The organism is Streptomyces sp. NRRL B-3229 (assembly GCF_000719505.1).
GTDB classification, from domain to species: domain Bacteria; phylum Actinomycetota; class Actinomycetes; order Streptomycetales; family Streptomycetaceae; genus Streptomyces; species Streptomyces griseorubiginosus.
On the sequence record NZ_JOGP01000012.1, the window covers coordinates 47552 to 66215 of the forward strand.

At 66.3% G+C, this 18664-nt stretch carries 20 protein-coding genes; 12 read left to right on the forward strand and 8 right to left on the reverse strand.

Annotation, left to right across the window (positions count from 1 at the left end; genetic code table 11):
* Positions 1-10: 10 nt before the first annotated feature.
* A complete protein-coding gene (locus IF54_RS0121050; RefSeq protein WP_030320949.1) occupies positions 11-868 on the forward strand; it encodes an LLM class F420-dependent oxidoreductase in 858 nt (285 codons plus the stop codon).
* 102 nt (positions 869-970) lie between these two features.
* On the opposite strand, the gene IF54_RS0121055 is transcribed toward IF54_RS0121050, so the two are convergent.
* The 4 genes from IF54_RS0121055 to IF54_RS0121070 all read right to left on the reverse strand — a co-directional run bounded on the left by IF54_RS0121055 (position 971) and on the right by IF54_RS0121070 (position 3739).
* Positions 971-1828: a fumarylacetoacetate hydrolase family protein gene (locus tag IF54_RS0121055; RefSeq protein ID WP_030320951.1), complete on the reverse strand. Its 858-nt coding sequence runs from the start codon at positions 1826-1828 to the stop codon at positions 971-973.
* A 188-nt stretch (positions 1829-2016) separates the two neighbouring features.
* On the reverse strand, positions 2017-2730 hold the full coding sequence (locus tag IF54_RS0121060; protein WP_030320953.1) for a YidC/Oxa1 family membrane protein insertase: 714 nt from the start codon (positions 2728-2730) through the stop codon (positions 2017-2019).
* A gap of 89 nt (positions 2731-2819) precedes the next feature.
* The gene (locus IF54_RS0121065) at positions 2820-3131 is read right to left on the reverse strand and encodes a DUF6412 domain-containing protein (protein ID WP_030320956.1); all 312 of its coding nucleotides are present in this window, start codon (positions 3129-3131) and stop codon (positions 2820-2822) included.
* An 80-nt stretch (positions 3132-3211) separates the two neighbouring features.
* Complete coding sequence (locus IF54_RS0121070) at positions 3212-3739, reverse strand: winged helix-turn-helix transcriptional regulator (protein WP_030320958.1); 528 nt, start codon at positions 3737-3739, stop codon at positions 3212-3214.
* 68 nt (positions 3740-3807) lie between these two features.
* On the opposite strand from IF54_RS0121070, the gene IF54_RS0121075 reads away from it, so the two are divergent.
* Complete coding sequence (locus IF54_RS0121075; RefSeq protein ID WP_030320960.1) at positions 3808-5223, forward strand: MFS transporter; 1416 nt, start codon at positions 3808-3810, stop codon at positions 5221-5223.
* A gap of 97 nt (positions 5224-5320) precedes the next feature.
* On the opposite strand, the gene IF54_RS0121080 is transcribed toward IF54_RS0121075, so the two are convergent.
* Positions 5321-6124 (reverse strand): class E sortase, encoded by an 804-nt coding sequence (locus IF54_RS0121080; protein ID WP_030320967.1) that lies wholly within the window; start codon positions 6122-6124, stop codon positions 5321-5323.
* A 249-nt stretch (positions 6125-6373) separates the two neighbouring features.
* Here IF54_RS0121080 and IF54_RS0121085 point away from each other — a divergent pair, with 249 nt between their 5' ends.
* The 6 genes from IF54_RS0121085 (at position 6374) to IF54_RS42730 (ending at position 12733) form a co-directional block, all read left to right on the forward strand.
* Positions 6374-7846 (forward strand): beta-1,6-galactanase, encoded by a 1473-nt coding sequence (locus tag IF54_RS0121085; protein WP_030320969.1) that lies wholly within the window; start codon positions 6374-6376, stop codon positions 7844-7846.
* Positions 7847-7976: 130 nt separating this feature from the next.
* Entirely contained in the window at positions 7977-8987 is a 1011-nt protein-coding gene (locus IF54_RS0121090; RefSeq protein ID WP_030320972.1) for an SEC-C domain-containing protein, read from the forward strand.
* Positions 8988-9114: 127 nt separating this feature from the next.
* Positions 9115-9699: a dihydrofolate reductase family protein gene (locus tag IF54_RS0121095; RefSeq protein WP_030320974.1), complete on the forward strand. Its 585-nt coding sequence runs from the start codon at positions 9115-9117 to the stop codon at positions 9697-9699.
* Complete coding sequence (locus IF54_RS0121100) at positions 9696-10109, forward strand: VOC family protein (protein ID WP_030320976.1); 414 nt, start codon at positions 9696-9698, stop codon at positions 10107-10109. Before IF54_RS0121095 ends, IF54_RS0121100 begins: the two co-directional genes overlap by 4 nt.
* Positions 10110-11009: 900 nt before the next feature.
* The gene (locus tag IF54_RS0121110; protein ID WP_030320978.1) at positions 11010-12188 is read left to right on the forward strand and encodes a GmrSD restriction endonuclease domain-containing protein; all 1179 of its coding nucleotides are present in this window, start codon (positions 11010-11012) and stop codon (positions 12186-12188) included.
* Positions 12185-12733: a HEPN domain-containing protein gene (locus IF54_RS42730; RefSeq protein ID WP_159002173.1), complete on the forward strand. Its 549-nt coding sequence runs from the start codon at positions 12185-12187 to the stop codon at positions 12731-12733. Before IF54_RS0121110 ends, IF54_RS42730 begins: the two co-directional genes overlap by 4 nt.
* 324 nt (positions 12734-13057) lie before the next feature.
* On the opposite strand, the gene IF54_RS41310 is transcribed toward IF54_RS42730, so the two are convergent.
* Entirely contained in the window at positions 13058-13921 is an 864-nt protein-coding gene (locus IF54_RS41310) for an NgoMIV family type II restriction endonuclease (RefSeq protein ID WP_078852063.1), read from the reverse strand.
* A 194-nt stretch (positions 13922-14115) separates the two neighbouring features.
* Between IF54_RS41310 and IF54_RS41315 the strand changes: the two genes are divergently transcribed.
* Positions 14116-14583 (forward strand): very short patch repair endonuclease, encoded by a 468-nt coding sequence (locus IF54_RS41315; protein WP_078852064.1) that lies wholly within the window; start codon positions 14116-14118, stop codon positions 14581-14583.
* Here IF54_RS41315 and IF54_RS0121115 read toward each other — a convergent pair.
* Positions 14580-15746, reverse strand: a complete 1167-nt coding sequence (locus IF54_RS0121115) for a DNA cytosine methyltransferase (RefSeq protein ID WP_051735492.1) — start codon at positions 15744-15746, stop codon at positions 14580-14582. The genes IF54_RS41315 and IF54_RS0121115 overlap by 4 nt on opposite strands.
* 161 nt (positions 15747-15907) lie before the next feature.
* On the opposite strand from IF54_RS0121115, the gene IF54_RS0121120 reads away from it, so the two are divergent.
* Positions 15908-16642 carry an HNH endonuclease gene (locus IF54_RS0121120; RefSeq protein ID WP_030320981.1) on the forward strand — a complete coding sequence of 245 codons (735 nt, stop codon included), beginning with the start codon at positions 15908-15910 and terminating at the stop codon, positions 16640-16642.
* Positions 16643-16653: 11 nt separating this feature from the next.
* Here IF54_RS0121120 and IF54_RS0121125 read toward each other — a convergent pair whose 3' ends face one another.
* Entirely contained in the window at positions 16654-17283 is a 630-nt protein-coding gene (locus IF54_RS0121125) for an ATP-binding protein (RefSeq protein WP_030320982.1), read from the reverse strand.
* Between the two features lie 220 nt (positions 17284-17503).
* On the opposite strand from IF54_RS0121125, the gene IF54_RS0121130 reads away from it, so the two are divergent.
* On the forward strand, positions 17504-18349 hold the full coding sequence (locus IF54_RS0121130) for a helix-turn-helix domain-containing protein (protein ID WP_030320984.1): 846 nt from the start codon (positions 17504-17506) through the stop codon (positions 18347-18349).
* Entirely contained in the window at positions 18350-18547 is a 198-nt protein-coding gene (locus IF54_RS0121135) for a DUF397 domain-containing protein (protein WP_030320985.1), read from the forward strand.
* Positions 18548-18664 lie beyond the last annotated feature (117 nt).

Genomic DNA, 18664 nt, shown 5'->3' on the forward strand with positions numbered 1-18664 from the left:
GGCACCTGCCATGAAGGAGACCATCGGAACGTACGGCATCTGGAACGGCGGCGGTCTGCGCGGGGAGGACCCGGCCCTGCGCGGTGAACGCGCGGAGGCCGCCGCCGAGTTGGAGGAACTCGGCTTCGGCGCGATCTGGCTCGGCGGCAGCAGCTCCGCCGCCAACGCCGCCCCGCTCCTCGAGGCGACCTCCCGGCTGGTCGTCGGCACCAGCGTCCAGAGCATCTGGGACCACGAACCCAAGGCCGCCGCCGCGAGCTTCACCGAACTGAACACCGCCCACCCCGGCCGCTTCACCCTGGGTCTGGGCGTCAGCCACGCCAAGCTGGCGGAGCAGTACCGCCGTCCGTACTCGGCGCTGGTCGCCTACCTGGACGCCCTGGACGCGGCGGGGGTCCCGGCCGGGGCCCGGGTCCTGGCCGCCCTGGGCCCCAGGACCATCGAGCTCGCCCGGGACCGTTCGGCCGGCTCCATCCCGTACCTGGTCACCGCGGAGCAGACGGCGAAGTCCCGTGAACTCCTCGGCGAGCAGCCCCTGTTGGCCCCGGAGCTGAAGGTGGTGCTGGAGAGCGACCCGACGCGCGCCCGCGCCCTGGCCCGCGGCTCCCTGGCCGTCTACCTCGGCCTGCCCAACTACACCAACAACTTCCTCCGCAACGGCTTCACGGAGGACGACCTGAAGGACGGCGGCAGCGACCGTCTGGTCGACGCGGTCTACGCCTGGGGCTCCGAGGGCGGGATCCGCGCCCGCATCGACGAGTACCTCGCGGCGGGCGCGGACCATGTGGCCCTCCAGGTGGTGGACGGAGGACCGCGCTACAGCCTTCCGCGGGAGGCCTGGCGCAGGCTCGCATCCTTGCTGGCCTGAGGTTTTGAGGGGCGCGGGGCTGTATCCATATGCGGCTCCGCCGCGTGGGCGCGACAAGCCACGACGGAGCCGCACCCGCCCGGCAGCCGCAGCCCTCGCCCCTCAGGCGTCTTTGAACTCCTGCCGCTGACGCCCGAGTCCGGAGATCTCCAGCTCCACGACGTCCCCCGCCCGCAGGTACGGCTTGGGCTCGGGCTCTCCCAGCGCGACGCCCGCCGGCGTACCGGTGTTGATGACGTCACCGGGGTACAGGGTCATGAACTGGCTGACGTATCGCACCACTTCACCCACGGGGAAGATCTGGTTCGCTGTCGTGCCGTTCTGCTTCAGCTCGCCGTTGACCCACAGCTTCAGGGCGAGGTCCTGGGGATCGCCCACCTCGTCGGCCGTCACCAGCCACGGGCCCAGGGGGTTGAACGTCTCGCAGTTCTTCCCCTTGTCCCAGGTCCCGCCGCGCTCGATCTGGAACTCCCGCTCGGACACGTCGTGGGAGACGGCGTACCCGGCGACATGGGTGAGCGCCTCCTCCGCGGAGTCCAGGTAGCGGGCCGTACGCCCGATGACGACCGCCAGCTCGACCTCCCAGTCGGTCTTCTCCGACTTCCGGGGCACCAGGACGGTGTCGTACGGCCCGACCACCGTGTCGGCGGCCTTGAAGAAGATCACCGGCTCGGCGGGCGGCTCGGCGCCGGTCTCACGGGCGTGGTCGTGGTAGTTGAGCCCGATGCAGACGATTTTGCCGATGCGCGCGAGCGGCGGCCCGACCCGCAGCCCGGTCGCGTCGAGCTCCGGGAGTTCCCCGGACCCGGCGGCCGCGCGGACCCGGCCGAGTGCCACGTCGTCGGCGAGCAGCGTCCCGTCGATGTCCTCCACGACACCGGACAGGTCCCGCAGGACCCCGTGGGCGTCGAGCAGCGCGGGCGTCTCCGTTCCCGCCGTTCCGACTCGCAGCAGCTTCATGATGACTTTCTCCCTCGATCGCGGGGCGTCCTCCGACGGGTGCAGCCATCGGATGACTGGTCGATCGTCCAAGGTCGCCGTCCAGTCCGCAATACCCGGTTCACGGACTGGACTGGGCACGGACTGGACTGGACCGGGCGCGGGCTGGACCGGGCGCGGGCTGGACCGACTGAGATCCACCGGACCGCTCAGCGGTAGAGCACCGCCCGCTCCACCGCCGCCCACGTCGAGCTGGTCACCACGTACAGCGCGGCCGCGAGCGGCACCACCGCCACGGTGAAGAGGGTGAAGAAGGACATGTACGGCATGAGCCGGCTCACCGCGGCGGTGCCGGGCACCGGCTGCCCGTCGGTCACCGGCACGACCGGGTTCGCGGCCATCATCCGCTTGGTGCGGCGGTAGTTGAAGGTCGCCACCAGGATCACGAACACGAACAGGCAGACGTAGACGAGTCCCGCTCCCCCGAACACCCCGCCGTCCCCGAGCGCGTCGGCCCAGCGCCCGCCGAGCGGCGCGGCGAAGAGTTCGTGGCTCAGCAGCGCGTTGGTGCGGCCGCCGATCGTGGTGTTGGAGAAGAGGTGGTACAGCAGGAAGAAGGCCGGCATCTGGAAGAGGCCGGGCAGACAGCCGGAGAGCGGTGAGACCTTCTCCTCGGCGTGCAGTTCCATGACGGCCTTCTGGAGCTTGTCGGGGCTGTCCTTGTGCTTCCTGCGCAGCTCGGCGATCTTCGGCTGGAGCCTGGTGCGGGCCTTCTGACCGCGGGCGGCGGCGCGGGACAGGGGGTGCACGAGCAGTCGTACGAAAGCGGTGAACAGGACGATCGCGGCGGCGGCCGCGGTGGCGCCGAAGAGGGGGTGGAGCAGGTCGGCCAGGTGCTGGACCAGGTCGGCGAAGACAGACATGGGTGAGCCCTCCGGGGGTCTCGTCGTGCCGGAAGCGGTGAAGGCGGCATGACGACCCGCGCGGGGTGCACTGCTGTGGAGATGAAGCCCTACGCGGTGGTCGTCCGGAGGGCGCGACCGGGGGCTCGGGGACGGGGGCGGCCCTTGGCGTCGGGGTCGCGCTGCGGGAGGAAGGCCGTGCGGCGGTCCCGGTCGCGGATGGCCGTACGGACGCGGGTGGGCGGCACGGCGGGGGCGCAGCGCGAGGCGAGCAGCGAGCAGGCGGCGAAGGCGGAGCCGGCCGCGGCGGTCGCGGCGAGCGCGACGGCGGCGGAGAGGCTGCCGGTGTCGAGCAGGACGAGGTCGAGGACGAGGAGCAGCAGCACGGCGACGGGACGCGCTGCGGTCCAGGTGCGGTTCACGGCGACTCCCCCCTCTCCCGGCACGCCCACGAGCCTCTTCCGTGCCGCCTCGGTCGACGGCGGCACGCACCCTCCCTCGGTTATACCTGATCGACCACGAGCGGCTCCAAGAGCCTCTTGGGCTTGCGCAGGGCCCGGCTGACCGGGTTCACGGGGTCGGGGTCGAGGCCGGGGCCCGGAAGCATGAGGACGTCCTCGACCGGTACGGCGGTCCCGCAGGCCGGGCATTCGCCGTACGAGCCGAGTTCGGTGCCGCAGTCGGCGTGCTGGAAGACGAGGAGGGCGCTGTCGCCGTGGTGCTCGCGGCCCCAGCGGCTGAGGGCACGCAGGGTCGGCCACAGCGCGGTGCCGCGGTCAGTGGGGACGTACTCGTCGCGCGGCGGCGAGTCCTGGTACCGGCGCTTCTCGAGGATGCCCTCCTCGGTGAGCATCTGGAGGCGGGCGGCCAGGACCGCACGCGGGATGCCGAGGTGGACCAGGAAGTCGTTGTAGCGGCGGACGCCGTAGAGGGCGTCGCGGACGACGAGCAGGGTCCAGCGTTCGCCGACGATCTCCAGCGCGCGGGCGATCGAGCATTGCTGCGTCACGTAGTCCTTGCCCAGTGCCATGACGCCCACTGTAACCATTCGCCCCGAGTGGGTTCAATGAACGAACCTGCTCTGCTACGGTCATCCGCATGCCAAGGTTCAATGAACGAACTCGCACCGCGGTGAAGCAGTCCGCGGTGAAGCAGCAGGAGCCGCCCGCCCCGGCCCCGGAGTCCTGGTCCCGCCCCCGTGCCACCCTCGCGCTGACCAGCGCCGCGACCGCCGTGGCCCTGATGACGTACACCGCGCCGATGGTCACGCTCCCCGACGTCGCCGCCGATCTGCACACCCCGCTGTCCGCCCAGGCCTGGCTCCTCAACGGCACTCCGCTCGGCCTGGCCGCCCTCCTCCTGGTCGCCGGCTCCCTCGCCGACGACTACGGCCGCCGCCGGATCTTCGTCGCGGGCACCCTGGCACTCGGCCTGACCACGGCCCTCGGCGCACTGACCTCCTCCACCTGGCTGTTCACCCTGGCCCGGATCGCCCAGGGCGCGGCCAGCGCGGCACTCCTCGCGAGCAGCCTGGGACTGATCGTGCACGCGTTCCCCTCACCGAGGGGCCGGCTGCACGCGACCGGCGTCTGGGGCGCGTTCGTGAGCGGGGGCATCGCGGTCGGCCCGCTGCTGAGCGGCGCGATGCCGAGCTGGAGAGTGTCGTACGGCGTTCTCGGCGCCGCCGCCGTGGTCGTGGCCGCCCTGTCCGGCCGCCTGCTGTCGGAGTCCCGGGCCCCGCGCGGCGGACGCCCCGACCTCCTCGGAGCCGTGACCTTCGGGCTCGCCCTGGTCGCCCTGGTCGCGGCGCTCACGCTGGGCCGGGACGGCTGGCTCCGGGCGCCGGTGGCCCTGCTGTTGCTCGCCTTCGTCCTCCTGCTGGGCCTGTTCGCCGTGGTCGAGCGGCGGTCGGCGACCCCGATGATCGACCTGGGCCTGCTCCGCCACCGGCTTTTCCTCGCCTCGTCCTCGTCCGGCCTGTTCACCGGTCTCGCGGTCATCGGCCTGTTCAGCTTCCTCCCGGCCCTCCTCCAGCAGACCGTGGGCCTGTCCGCGATGGACACCGCCTGGCTCTTCCTCCTGTGGTCCGGCCTGTCCTTCGCGGTGGCGCTCCAGGTCAGGCGTCTGGCGGGCCGGGTGCCGCCGCGGTGGCAGCTCGCCCTCGGCTTCCTGCTGCACGCGGCCGGCGTTCTGACCATGCTGGGCTCGCTCGACGCGGGCTCCTGGGTGCGGCTGCTGCCCGGTCTGGTGATCGCCGGAGTCGGCAGCGGCCTGCTGAACGCGGCGCTCCCGCTGCTCGCGGTGGAGTCCGTTCCGGCGGCCCGGGCGGCGATGGGCTCGGGGGCCCAGCAGACGTTCCGGTACATCGGCTCCTGCGCCGGAGTCGCCCTGACGATCGCGATCGCCACGTCGTCGGGGAGCGGCCTGGCCCACGGCGCGGACCTCGCCATGGCCGTCTCGGCGGGGCTGGCGCTGGTGGCGGCGGCGAGTGTGGTGGCGCTGCGGGAGCGGTGACCTCGCCGACGGGGAGGCGACGACGACGGGCGACCATGTCAACGCGGCTGGGTCGGTGGTCTCGTCAAAGGGGCCGCGTCGGCGAGCGGTGATCACGTCAACGCGGCTGCGTGGAGACCAAGGTGCCCCACACCACAAGCCGGTACCGGGACGTGTACTCAGGGGTGCACGTGGTGAGGGTGATGAACCGACCGGGCGCGGTGTAGCCGTAGGAGGGATGGACCGTCGAGCGCGGCACCGGCCGGATCACCCCCGAGTCGCGGGCCGAGGTCTGGCGCAGGGTCCTGTCCACGGCGTACGTGTAGACCGCGCTCCGGGTCTCGACCTGGACGGTGTCCCCGGGCCCCAGGCGGTTGACGTACCGGAAGGGCTCGCCGTGGGTGTTGCGGTGTCCGGCGAGCGCGAAGTTGCCGACCTGGCCCGGCTGTCCGGTGCCGGGGTAGTGACCGACGTAGCCCTTGTTGAGCACGCTCTGCTTGCCGACGCCCTCGGCCACGGGGACGCGGAGGTTGAGGCGGGGGATGGTGAGGATGGCGTGGGCCTGCGTCCAACTCGGCTGCGAGCGCCTGGAGTTGCCGGAGTGGCCGCCCGACCCCGCCGCGGTGGACCCGCCCTCGCCGCCGGTGCCGGTGCTGCCGTCACCCGAGGCATCGCCCTCGCCCGTCACCGGATCGCGGGCCGAGCCGAGGCCGTCGCCCCCCTGCCCCCACTGCCGCTCCAGCGCCTCGACCTTCCGCCGGGCGCCCTCCCGGGCCTCGCGGTTGGTCCACCACAGCTGATGGACGACGAGCAGCATGAGGACGACCCCGACGGTCACCAGGACCTCGCCGCCGGTCCACAGCACGCGGCGGCGCCGGGCGCGTCGGCGGCGGGTTCCGTGGTGCACGATGCGGGACCGCATGCGGCCGCACGATAGGGGCAGCACCTCCAAGTCGCCAGAGGCAGGCGGACTGTTGCCAGAGGCCGGCGGGCGTACAAGCCCCCGGACACCGCGCGTCCGAGATGCCGCACTTCTTCCACTGGTTTTAGAAAGGGATGTCAGAACTCTCGACAACCCCACCGGCCACACCCGATGCTTCGACGTGGCAAGAACGGGACGGGCTACGACGCCGGTGGGACGCCGCGTCGCCCCTCGGAGTTCGGAGTAGCAATGATCCGACGCAGAACGCTGCTGACAGCCGCAGGAGGCACCCTCCTCGGCAGCGCACTGGCCACCGGCACCGCCCGCGCGGACGCCACGATCGCGGTCAGCCCGGGGACGTCGTACGGCACCTGGGAGGGCTGGGGCACCTCCCTGGCCTGGTGGGCCAATGTGTTCGGCGCGCGGGACGACTTCGCCGACCTCTTCTTCACCACCAAGTCCACGACCTACAACGGCACTTCGCTGCCCGGACTCGGCCTCAACATCGCCCGCTACAACCTGGGCGCGTGCAGCTGGAACACGGTCGGCGGCGAGTCGATGGTCGCGTCGGCGAACATCCCCGGCTTCAAGCAGATCGAGGGCTACTGGCAGGACTGGAACAACGAGGACCCGACCTCCTCGGCCTGGAAGTGGACGGCGGACGCCAATCAGCGGGCGATGCTGGTCAAGGCCACCTCGCGCGGGGCCACTTCGGAGCTGTTCGCCAACTCCCCCATGTGGTGGATGTGTCTGAACCACAACCCCTCCGGCGCCTCCGGCGGTGGCAACAACCTCCAGTCCTGGAACTACCGCCAGCACGCCTCCCACCTCGCCGCGGTGGCCCTCTACGCCAAGAACAACTGGGGCGTGAACTTCTCGACGGTCGACGCCTTCAACGAGCCCTCCTCGTCCTGGTGGACGGCGACCGGCACGCAGGAGGGCTGCCACATGGACGCGTCGGTCCAGTCGGCCGTACTGCCGTACCTGCGCAGCGAGTTGAACAACCGCGGCCTGACCGGAGTGAGGATCTCGGCCTCGGACGAGACGAGTTACGACCTCGCCCGCACCACCTGGAACTCCTTCAGCTCGACCACGAAGGGATACGTCAACCAGGTCAACGTGCACGGCTACCAGGGCTCGGACGGCCGTAGGGACCTGCTCTACACGGACGTCGTCACCACGGCCGGCAAGAAGCTGTGGAACTCCGAGACCGGCGACGGCGACGGCACCGGTTACACCACCGCCTTCAACCTCCTCTACGACTTCCGCTGGCTGCACCCCACAGCCTGGGTCTACTGGCAGGTCATGGACCCGACGGCGGGCTGGGGCGTGATCAAGTACGACGCGGGCACCCTCCAGGCCGGCGCGATCGAGACGAAGTACTACGTGCTGGCCCAGTTCAGCCGGCACATCCGCCCCGGGATGAAGATCCTCGACACGGGGGTGAGCAACGCGGTCGCGGCCTACGACTCCACGGCGAAGCGCCTGGTCATCGTGGCCCTGAACACCTCGACCTCGGCCCAGACCCTGACCTTCGACCTGTCCCGCTTCACCACGGTGACGGGCGGCTCGGGCGGCCTGGTCCCGCGCTGGAACACGGTGACGACGGGCGGCGACAAGTACGCCGCGTACTCCAACACGTTCCTGAGCGGGAAGTCGGTGGCGGTGCCGTTCGCGGCGAAGGCGGTGCAGACCTTGCAGATCGACGGTGTGACGATCTGAGCCCGGCGTGGTGGGGGCCGGAGTCCTCGGTGTGAGTCCGGCATGGTGCGGGCCGGGGGCCTCCGGGTCACCCGGCCCCTGGCCTGCACCTCTCTCTTCTTTGTCACTGATCGGCAGTACGGTGTCACCCATGCGCCCCGACACGCCTGCCGAGAACGTCGACCACAACGCCGAAGCGGCACGCCTGGAGCGGACCGCCGACCGGTACCCCGAGGACGCCGAGGCCCTGCTCGTGCAGGCCGCGGCCCACCTGGAACTGGCCGGCGACCGCCCCGCCGCGTCCTCCCTCTACGACCGCCTGCTGGCCGCGCAGGACGGCTTGGAGAACCCGTTCCTCGTCCGCGCCCTGAAGGCCGCGAACCTCTGGGAGTACGGCCATGAGGCCGAGGCCCGCGCGATCATCGAGGGCGTCCGCGCGGCGGCTCCCCGGGACCCGGCGCCCTGGGTGATCGTGGCGGAGGCCCTGGAGTCCCACGACGAGCTGGAGCAGGCGCAGGAGACGTTCACGGAGGGCGCGAGGGTCCTTCTGACGGACGTCGCGGAACCGCCGTACTCCACGCATCCCCTGCTGTTCGGCCGCCACCGGGTCCGCCGCATGCTGGGCCTGGCCCACGACGAGTGGGACACCCTGGCGGACACCCTCCACACCTCCCCGGTCTCCCTGGACGAACTCCACGACCCGAAGCGCGTGTGGTCCCTCGGCTCGGACAACCCGGCGGAACTGGAGGCGGAGATCAGCCGCCTGCGCGCCGAACTCGGCACGTTCCGGGAGGCGTTGTCCCGCCCGTTCCCGGTGGCGGTGCTGCACTGGCCGGCATCCGAACTCTCGGAGCTCCTGGCGGCGTACCCCTCGCTGGAGTCGGAGTACCCCTCCCACGAGGAGCACCTGGCGACCATAGAGGAGTCCCTGCGCGAGCTGTCCTCCTCCGGCACCCCGAACCTCGGCATCGTCTCCGGCACGGTCCCCTCCTACGAGGCCTTCGCCGCCTCGGAGGGCATGTCCCCGGCAGAGACCTCACTCCTCCCCCAGTACGCGACGACGCTGGCGGCGCGAGGCCGCGCGGTGGAGTGGCCGCCGCAGCGGGGGACGGCGTGCTGGTGCGGGTCGGGGCGGGTTTACGGGGAGTGTCACGGGGAGTAGGTCGCCGCGGGGGGCGGGCTCTGGAAGCCGTAGGTCGACACTGACCGATGAGTTCGCCCGCCCCTTGAGGTCTTCCCTGTGACACACCTGCCCGGTGTCGCGTCACGGAGAAGAGATGGGGCCCAGGATGAAGAACCCGATCAGGCTGTACATGTCGATGTCGCTCGACGGCTACATCGCGGGCCCGGACGACCGACCGGGCCAGGAACTCGGACGCGACGGTGGACGACTGTTCAACTGGCTGGACGACCGGGAATCCGACGGCCCGAGCGGCCAGGTCTACCGCGAGGCGTTGGCGACCGGCGCGCTGATCTCGGGTCGCCGGACCTTCGAACTCGCCCGGCGCTGGCAGGGCGACCACCACGACGGCGTGCCGATCCTCGTCCTCACCCACCAGGTGGACGAGGGGGACGTGCCACCGGGCCACGCCCGCTTCGTCACGGACGTGGACGACTGCGCCCACCAGGCCCGCACGGCAGCCGGGAACAGGCCGGTCATGGTCCACGGCGCATCCGCGGCCCAGGCACTCCTGCGCGCAGGCCACCTGGACGAGATGGAGATCCACCTGATTCCGGTCCTGCTCGGGGAGGGCCGCCGACTCTTCGACCATCTGGGCGGCAAGCACATCGAACTCGACCTGGTCCGGCGCCTCGACGACCGGGACGTCACGCACCTTCGCTACCGGGTGCGCCGGGCGGAGGAGGCCGCGTGAAAACGCTCTTCGTCTCGTACCGAGTCACGGACCTGGACCGCTCGCTGGCCTTCTACACCGCCTTGGGCTACGTGGAGCTGGGCCGGGTGGAAGCCGGCGAGGCAGGCCACCTCGCGATCCTCAGCTTCCCCGACGAACCGTCCGCATCCCTGGAACTGGTCCACCGCCCCACCGAGGGCCCGGTCGAGGTGGGCACTGGCTTCGACCACTTGGCGATCCAGGTCGACGCCCTGCCCGACACGCTGACGCGGCTGACCGAGGCCGGCCTGGCCCCGGGGCCGATCCAATACCCGGGCGGCCCCGACGGCCCCACAACATCCTGGCTCACGGACCCGGACGGCTACCGAATCGAACTGGTGGAGTGGCCACCGGGCCACGCGGCCGGCATCACGGCGGCGGACTTCGCCTGACGAGCCAGCCGTCGCCACCACCGACCGCCCTGCCCCACCACCGAAACTCCCGGCCGTACACCCGCACCCCCTCCAACGGAGAGCCGCCGACCCACCGCACAGCCGGACAACGACTGCACCCCCTACCCCAGGCCCACACCTCAACGCACCCTCAATCCTCACCACCTGGGCCCCCTCCCCTGGCCGCCCGCTCGCTTCTCCCCCGTGCCGGAGCGGACTGGGTCAAGGGTCGGCCACAGGCCGATCGCCGAAGGCGACGCGACCGCAGGAAGCGCCCTTGACGCAGTCCGCGGAGGCACGACACTGCAAGGAAGCGGGCGGCCCACGTCAGCCAGCCATGAAGCGGAACCACTAGCATCGTTCACCTGTTCATGGCCTTAGATGTACGGGGGAGTGTGCGTGGGCGTAGTCCTGCCTGGCGAACTGGTTTGGGTTATCGACCTGATAGGCATCGAGTGGTCCGACCTCGACGAGGAAGACGCTTTGTGATACCGAAAGAGGCCGGTTCATGGCGACGTCGGCATGTGAGCCAACGCTGCGTGATGCGCGGGCGTTCAAACGGCCCGCTGATCCCGCACACAGCCGTCGGCCGAACGGCGAACGCTGTCATGAAGCGGGAGAAACCCGCGGGGGCTGGTGCGGTCGGTTCCGCGACTTTAGCCAGCCACCAAGCCTCGAAGATCAGGGACCCAATGCCGTGCTTGGCCATGATCACTCACGCCAAAGCAGCTCGCGGCCAAAGTCGCTGCGCCGACCTCCGAGTGACGGTTCGATGTAGTTGAATCGACGCAAGACACACCGGGTATCGACCATCTCGCACTCCGCGGGCCCTCGCCAGAGGAGGGGCCCCTGCCGCGCCCCTACGGACCGGGGCAGGACAAGAGAAAAGGAACAAAAATCATGCCAAGCAAGCCCGAAGTTAAGATCGACGACGCTGAATTCGAGGAGGAGGCGGAAACTCAGGTAACTGAGTACGATATCGTATCCGCCCCAAACGACTTCAACACGCTGACAATTAACAGCTTCATTGAGCAGGGAGCTATTCAGACGCCCGGATTTCAGCGCAACTATGTCTGGGACATCAAGAGGGCGTCCAAGCTGATCGAGTCCCTTATCTTGGGGTTGCCAGTTCCTCAGGTCTTCCTTTATGAGGAAAATCGGAATCGTTTCCTGATCATCGATGGCCAGCAGCGGCTGCTTACAGTTTTCTTCTTCATGAAGGGGCGGTTCCCCCGGAAAGAGAAGCGCGGCGAATTGCGACAAATCATGAACTCGTCGACGGGACTATCCTCTGATGTGCTCGCGAACGATGAGTACTTCACCCCATTCAGGCTTCAACTGGCCAAGCTGCCAAACGGTGACGCGAACAGGTTTTCGCGCCTCACTTACGCCAACCTTGGCGATCACCAGACGCAATTTAATTTGCGCCCAATTCGCAATGTCATCGTAAAGCAGGTCAGCCCCCAGAACGACGATTCCTCGGTTTTCGAAATGTTCAATCGACTTAACACTGGTGGCGTGAACCTCAACACTCAGGAGATTCGCGCATGCCTATATCACTCAGATTTTTTCGAAAACCTTTTCGTTCTCAATGAAAACCCCAAGTGGCGCGACCTGCTCGACACTCCTGATACCGACTTCCGTATGCGCGACATTGAGATGATTCTCCGTACCCTTTCCCTTTGCGAGGGGACGAGTAATTATGGAGGATCGATGACAAGTTTCATCAACTCCTTCTGTAAGGCCTCGCAGAGCAAGACCGACACCGAGATTCAGAAGGTGACTGATGAGTGGAACTGGTTTCTCGAACTGACAGAATCTTGGGATGAATGGACGTTTTGGCCCTCAGGGTCTAAATTCAGCATCCTCCTGTTCGAGGCTGTGTACAGTGCCGCGCAGAGGCTCCGAGCTGAAGGCTACGACCTAAGCGCCATCGAAGACGCAAAAATCACCGAATACGGCAAAAGCGATGAATTCGCGGCTTGGTCTCAAGAAGGGTCCACCAAGACAGCGAAAGTCAAGGGCCGATTGGACGAAACTTACAAGCTGCTCAAGAGCCTTGCTGTCATAGCGTCATGAGCACCGCTAACCGGCCTGTGGAGTTGCTGTACCAGGATCAGAAGCAAATGCTCGACGAGCTACAGCTCCGCGAGCCATCGTTTCATGCCACGCTACAGACGATGCTGCCCAAGATGTTGATGCTAGCCGCTGCGAGCGAGTTCGAGCACTTCGTTTGCTCACACATCCGCGATTATGTCGCCGAATCGTCATCCGGAGACCGGATTTCTTTCCTCGTGGAACGGAAGGCCATCAACCGTCAATACCATACATACTTTGACTGGCCGAAACAAAAAGCTGGAACATTTTGGGCTCTATTCGGTCCAGAATTCAAGAAAGCGGTAGAGTCAAAAATCTCCGAGGAGGAAGACCTCTCTGGCGGACTCAAAGCTTTCCTGGAAGTCGGCTCCGTTCGAAATAACCTAGTGCATAATAATTATGCCGACGTGACGATCAGCTATACGCTTGCTGAGGTGCACAAGCTGTACACGACGGGATGCAAATTCGTGGACGCTTTGCCATCTCTCCTCAGGATCGAGGTAGAGACAGTCCAGTCAGATTCATAAGAACCCGAAGTGGCGCTATTCTGAAGCGGTGGGCCGCTCAGTAAGATCCTCAACGCTCAGAATCGTGACAAGCCAGGATTCCTAGCCGGCGACCCGCCCACATTTCTCAGACATGCTCAGGCCCTGTGTCTTGTGACCGACGGGTCGGCCTTGGAGGGCGGGTCATAGAGCATGCTTGCTGAGACATTGATAGAGGAGCACGAGCAACCACAGCAGCCCGGCGCCGCCGCGAGGCGACGCTCGGGCCCTGCGCCTGCATAAGCGTCTCCCACGGCACGAAAACGGTCCACCGACTCCGTCAGCAGACCGTCCATGATTTCGAGGCTAGATAGCAAGATCAAGTGGCAAGTCGCTGATATCCCGGAGCCGCTTACCGTCGATCAAAGTATGAAGCATGTTGATTGCCTCGTCGTTCGATGTGCCATCAACTGCCTTGACGAGTTCCGGCAGAGCGAAGTGGTAGACAGTGTCGATGTCGCCTGTGCCGAGGGCAAGAGACGCCAACCGAGACGGCGACGGCTCACCAGTGACGACTGCAATGTGCGGAGTGCGCCCCTTGCGGTTCCGGATGACGTTGAGTGCCTCGGAGCGCGCGTTCTGGGCACGGTCACTGCGGAGCGTCCACTTGCACGAAACTATGGCGTGAACGATGGGCTGCTCCTGATTGACCGTCCTGATTACGGCATGCCGTCCAGCATCAGAATCTACAAGATTTCGATCACGATTGATGGCCTCATCCGGCTCCGGCTTCCGGAGTACAAGAATATCCGGACTGATCTCGTAAGAATTCCCAAGTACCGATGCGAGATTTCGATCACTTTCGATAGCTTCAGCAAGGCTGGCCAAGTGAGTGTAAGGCTCATACTTGGAAATCTGATACTCGCTGCGTGACCCGCCAACATTCTCGATTGACCAATTTCCCGGACGGATTGTGGAGAAGAGGGGGAAGATTTCCTTCAGGAACGCTTCGACAGATTCTTCGAACTGCTTCCCGGCGCTTTGTCCTTTGAGCTTCTCAGAGATAACCCGAGCCGACAGATCCTTCGCAATGCTGAACGCAATACTCAGGCTAGTCTTTTGACTACTGTCAGCATTCGAAGCAACATCAGTAGGTGAGAGTGAAAGGGTATTTCTTTCAATAAGATCCAGGTGAAACTTGTTCCTGGCTTCGGTAAGCGCCGCCGTCATTCAGAAAACCCCTGTCTGAAAATTGTCGAACTGGACTGCGCGCCAGTGAATGCCCTGTCCTCACCCAGGGATTCCCCGGCTACCCGTTCGTTCACCGTGCAACCGGGCGTTGCCATAGGGTGCTCCTGACGCGCCGATGAGGCACCCGCACACCGCGAGTCCGAGCTTACTGATCTACACGGAGGAGAGCGTGCATGTCTGACAACTGGACTCCTCCTGAGGGCTCTTGGGCATCATCGGCCGCAAGGCGCCGCAACATGCAGGCGATCCGCAGCAGGGACACCACCCCTGAACGACTGATCCGTCGGCTCGTTCACGCTCAAGGCCTGCGCTACCGAGTGGGAGCGAGACCCTTGGCAGATCTTCGTCGGACGGCAGACATGGTCTTCCGACCGACGAAGATCGCTGTATTCATTGATGGTTGCTACTGGCACGGCTGTCCTGAGCACTACGTATCGCCCAAGACCAACCCGGGCTACTGGTCAGACAAGGTAGCCCGGAACATGGCACGTGACCGTGACACCGATCAACGGCTGAGGGAAGCCGGTTGGACGGTGCTTCGATTTTGGGAGCATGAGCCCTCCGAAGACTGCGCTACACGCATCGCTGCCGAGGTGAACAAGCGCCGAACCGCAATCGGGAACGCGAAGCCTGACAGCTAGTCCTTCTTCTGATCGCGCTCCCGTGCTGCCTTCAGGACATCGATGATCGATTCACCGATGGCCTGCGCGACCGGCGGAGGGAACGCGTTTCCGACCTGCCGGTACTGGGCCGTCTTGCCACCGCTGAAGTCCCAGCGCAGCGGAAACCCCTGGATGATCGCGGCCTGCCGCACCGTCAGCATTGGGCCATCGTTACCGAACAGGTCCCTGCCTTCAGTGCCTGTAGGCTTACCGTCCACAGGCTCATTGGCCACGCCCATACCTGAAACGCCCAACGCTCGCCATGCCTTCTTCGCGCGGCTGGGCCCGAGGTCGGCACCGCCATGTTTCTTGGAACCGCCGACGAGCGTGGGAGCCACGTCCTTGTCTGCCGCCTGCTTCCAGACCTCGAAGACTCGACGCGCCTTGGCAGCCTGTGCCCCCTTCTCAAACGGCCGGATACGCTCTCGCATCGTCTTCTCCAGCGCCTTGAAGACCGAGACTCGCTCGACACTGGGCGCAGGAGCTTCGTACTTCAGGTCTCTGAGGACGTCTCGCCTGAAAGCGACAAGGATGGAGCGGGGCCGGAGTTGCGGAACGCCGAACTTCTCCGCCTCGTATACGTCCCATCCCACGACCTTGTAGCCAGGCAGACCGTCGTCGCTCGACTCCATCTCCTCGAGCTGCGCTCGAATTCTCGACCTGTAGTCGTCGAACTTGGCATCCATGAGACCGCGAACGTTCTCGATCATCACAGCGCGGGGACGGATCATCTCGGTCAGGGTCAAGATGCGCGGGAACAGGTCGCGTTCATCGTCCTCCCCGAGCTGCTTGCCCGCATGGGAGAACGGCGGGCACGGCACGCCACCTGCGAGCAGGTCGACCTCACCACGACGATAGAACTCAGCGCTTTTCTTGAGGTCACGCTCGGGCTCAAACTCCACCACGTCCTGACACAGAACGTCGCAGTTGTCCCGCTCCCAGTCCCACTTCGGGTGCACCTCGATGTTCTCGCGGAGCGTGGCGACGGCGTACTTGTCGATCTCGATCAGAGCCAGATGCCCGAAGCCGGCCTGATGCAGACCGATGGCCTGCCCGCCGGCCCCAGCGCAGATCTCGATCGACGTGAACTCAGGCACCCGCACACCGGTTGCATCTTGCTCGGGTTCCTTCGGGTGGGTCATGCCCCCTCCTTACAGCCGTACAGCGGCAGACACATTTTGCAATCCACCATCACTGAGGGTGACAGACCCCACTGACAACGAGACCTCACCAAGTTTGCAGCACGTCCCACGGTTCGCTGAACGCACCCTCCGTCGCGCCGAACACTCATACGATATTGCACATGCGGATACCTGCCTGGACTGAGGACGAACTTGTACTGGCCGGAGCCTTGGTCGTGAAGAACGGCTGGCGCGAGCTGCGGACTCACGACCAGGAGGTCCAGGAGCTGTCGGAGCTGATTCGGTCGCTGCCGGTCCACTCCCCGGAGGAGCGAGCCCTTCCTGGCTTTCGGTCTGCTGACAGCGTGAGCCGCAAGACCACGGATTTCATGACGAACCATGCGCTGTACACCGGGAAGGCCACCCGCTGCGGCAAGCCCACACTGCTCATGATCGATGCGTTCACGGATCGGGAGGCGGAGATGCTTCAGGCTGCCGAGGCCCTGGCGGAGGGCATCGCCTCGGGTGAGTTGCACCGCATCGCTGAGCAGCCCGACGAAGTCGATGAAACGGGCGCGTCCGCGATCGAGGGCCGTCTTCTCGTCCGCCGTGCGCTGGCCCGCGAGCGTGACCCGAAGCTTCGCGCCCTGAAGATCAAGCAAGTCCAGCGTCACGGGATCCCGCTCCGGTGCGAAGTCTGCGACTTCGACTTCGCCCGCATCTACGGGGAACTGGGCGAGGGCTACATCGAAGTGCACCACGTCATCCCCCTCCACGCCTCCGGGACCCGAGAGACCAGGCTCGAGGACCTCGCATGCCTGTGTGCAAACTGCCACCGCATGTGCCACCGGAGCCGCCCCGGAGAATCCTGGCGTACCCCGACGGCCCTCCGGGAGCAGATACAGAAGTCTGCTTGAGAGGCCCGCCATCAAGCTGCATCCGCTTGTGCCTCGTAGTGCATCTGGGCACGATCGAGCATGTCGTCCGGATCATCTCCACGGGCAGCTGTCCAGTGGAGGAGATCAGCGATTAGTTCCACCGCCGACTGCTCCAAGGCCACCTCTCGCCTCATGCCCCGTGGTCCAGAGTCCCGGCCACCCTGGTAGCCCTCCAGCGCCTCAACGGCCCGCTCGATGCGTCGGCACGCGCGTCCCGGCGCAATAGGGATCTCACACCAGACCGACTTGCCCACTGCGGTGAGGACCGTTCCCCAGTCCGCGGCCAGCGCCGCGAGTAGGTGCAGCCCTCGGCCGCACTCCTCGTCGCAGCCCGGCGTCCTGGATGTCGGAACCACCTGACTCTTGTCGTGGACTTCGAGCCTCAGCATCTCTCCCCTCCACTCAAGGATCAGCGTCGCTGACGCACCCTCACCGACGTGCTTGAAGACGTTCGTTGCCAGCTCCGTAACGAGGAGCTCCGTCTCGTCTCTTGCTGCGGTCACACCCCATCGGGCCAGCTGCTTGGCGGCAGCCCTCCGCAGCAGGGGCACTTCCGCCGATGCCGCCTCGAAGGGCAGGACACAGCGGAGTCGGGGCTCGGACCTGTCGTAGCCGGGCACGGCCACTCCTCCCTCCCAAGCCACACAGATGCTGCGCCTGCCGTGATCGCACGACTGCACTGCGTAGCGGTTCCGACAGCGAGCATGGCACAGAGAAGTCTCACTGTGTAACTTCTCATCAGAATCCATCGAGTGAATCCGATGGTGGGCCCGGCTTCTCCCTGCCTAGCCTGATGAGGATCTCCGGGCTTGCTGTCCCGGTACTTGGCTGAGGAGCCGCATGCCCGAACGGACCACAACCCGGCGTCGTCAACTCGGTTCGATGATGCGCAAGTTGCGCGCCCGCAAAGGGCTGACGCTTGAGGAGGCCGGAAAGCTCGTCGGCGTTTCCAAGGCGACGGTCAGCAGGTACGAGACACAGGCCGGACCGGTCAAGTGGATCGTCATCGACGCCCTGTGCCGTGAGTACGGGGCAACTGAGGCCGAGCGGAGCGCTGTTGTCGGGCTCGCCAAGGATGCCAAGCAGCAGGGCTGGTGGAGTTCCTTCGCCGACTCCATCCCCGAGAGCATGAACCTGCTCCTCACGCTGGAGGACGAAGCGGTGCGCGAGAGTCACTTCGCGTGTGTCTACGTTCCCGGTCTCCTCCAGACCCGCGCCTACAGCACCGCACTCCAGAGGGCGAACGAGGTCCCCCTGGAGCCGGCCGAGATCGAGCGCCTGGTCGACATCCGCATGAAGCGGCAGGAGATCCTCACCCGGCCCAAGCCCCCACATCTCTGGGCGATCCTCGACGAGTCCGTGATCCGCCGTGTCGTCGGATCGCCCGAAACGATGAAGGAGCAGCTCAGCCGCCTCCTCGACGCCAACGAGTCACCGCACACCACCCTCCAGGTGCTGCCCTTCACCAAGGGCGCGCACGCCGCCGCACTGGGAAGTTTCGTCATCATCGGTGGTCAGGAACCGGCTCTCGACGTGGTCTACGTCGACTTCCACACAGGCTCTCTGTTCCTGGAGAAGGACGAGGAACTGGAGCGGTACAGGCTTGCGTTCGAGTACCTGCGCGCACAAGCGTTGGACATGGAAGCGTCCTCTGCCATGATCCATCGCGTCCGCAAGGAGCTGTGAATGTCCGCCCGCCCTCAGTCCGCCGCCAAGCCCACCTGGTTCAAGTCGTCGTACAGCGGCGGGAACGCCACCGAATGCGTCGAGGCTGCCTTCATACCCGCAGGCATCCTGATACGGGATTCCAAGCGGCCCGAGGGGCCCCTGGTCACGGTGTCGACCGAGTCATGGCGTTGGTTCCTGGCTGCCTCGGCGAAATGAGCCATCACCCAGGTCGATCACTTGGTGCACCAGCGTTGTCAGTGGGCATGTGCAGACTGGCAACATGACTGCCTCGTCGTCCGCCGAAACCAGTCCGTCCCACGCTCCGTCCGTCTG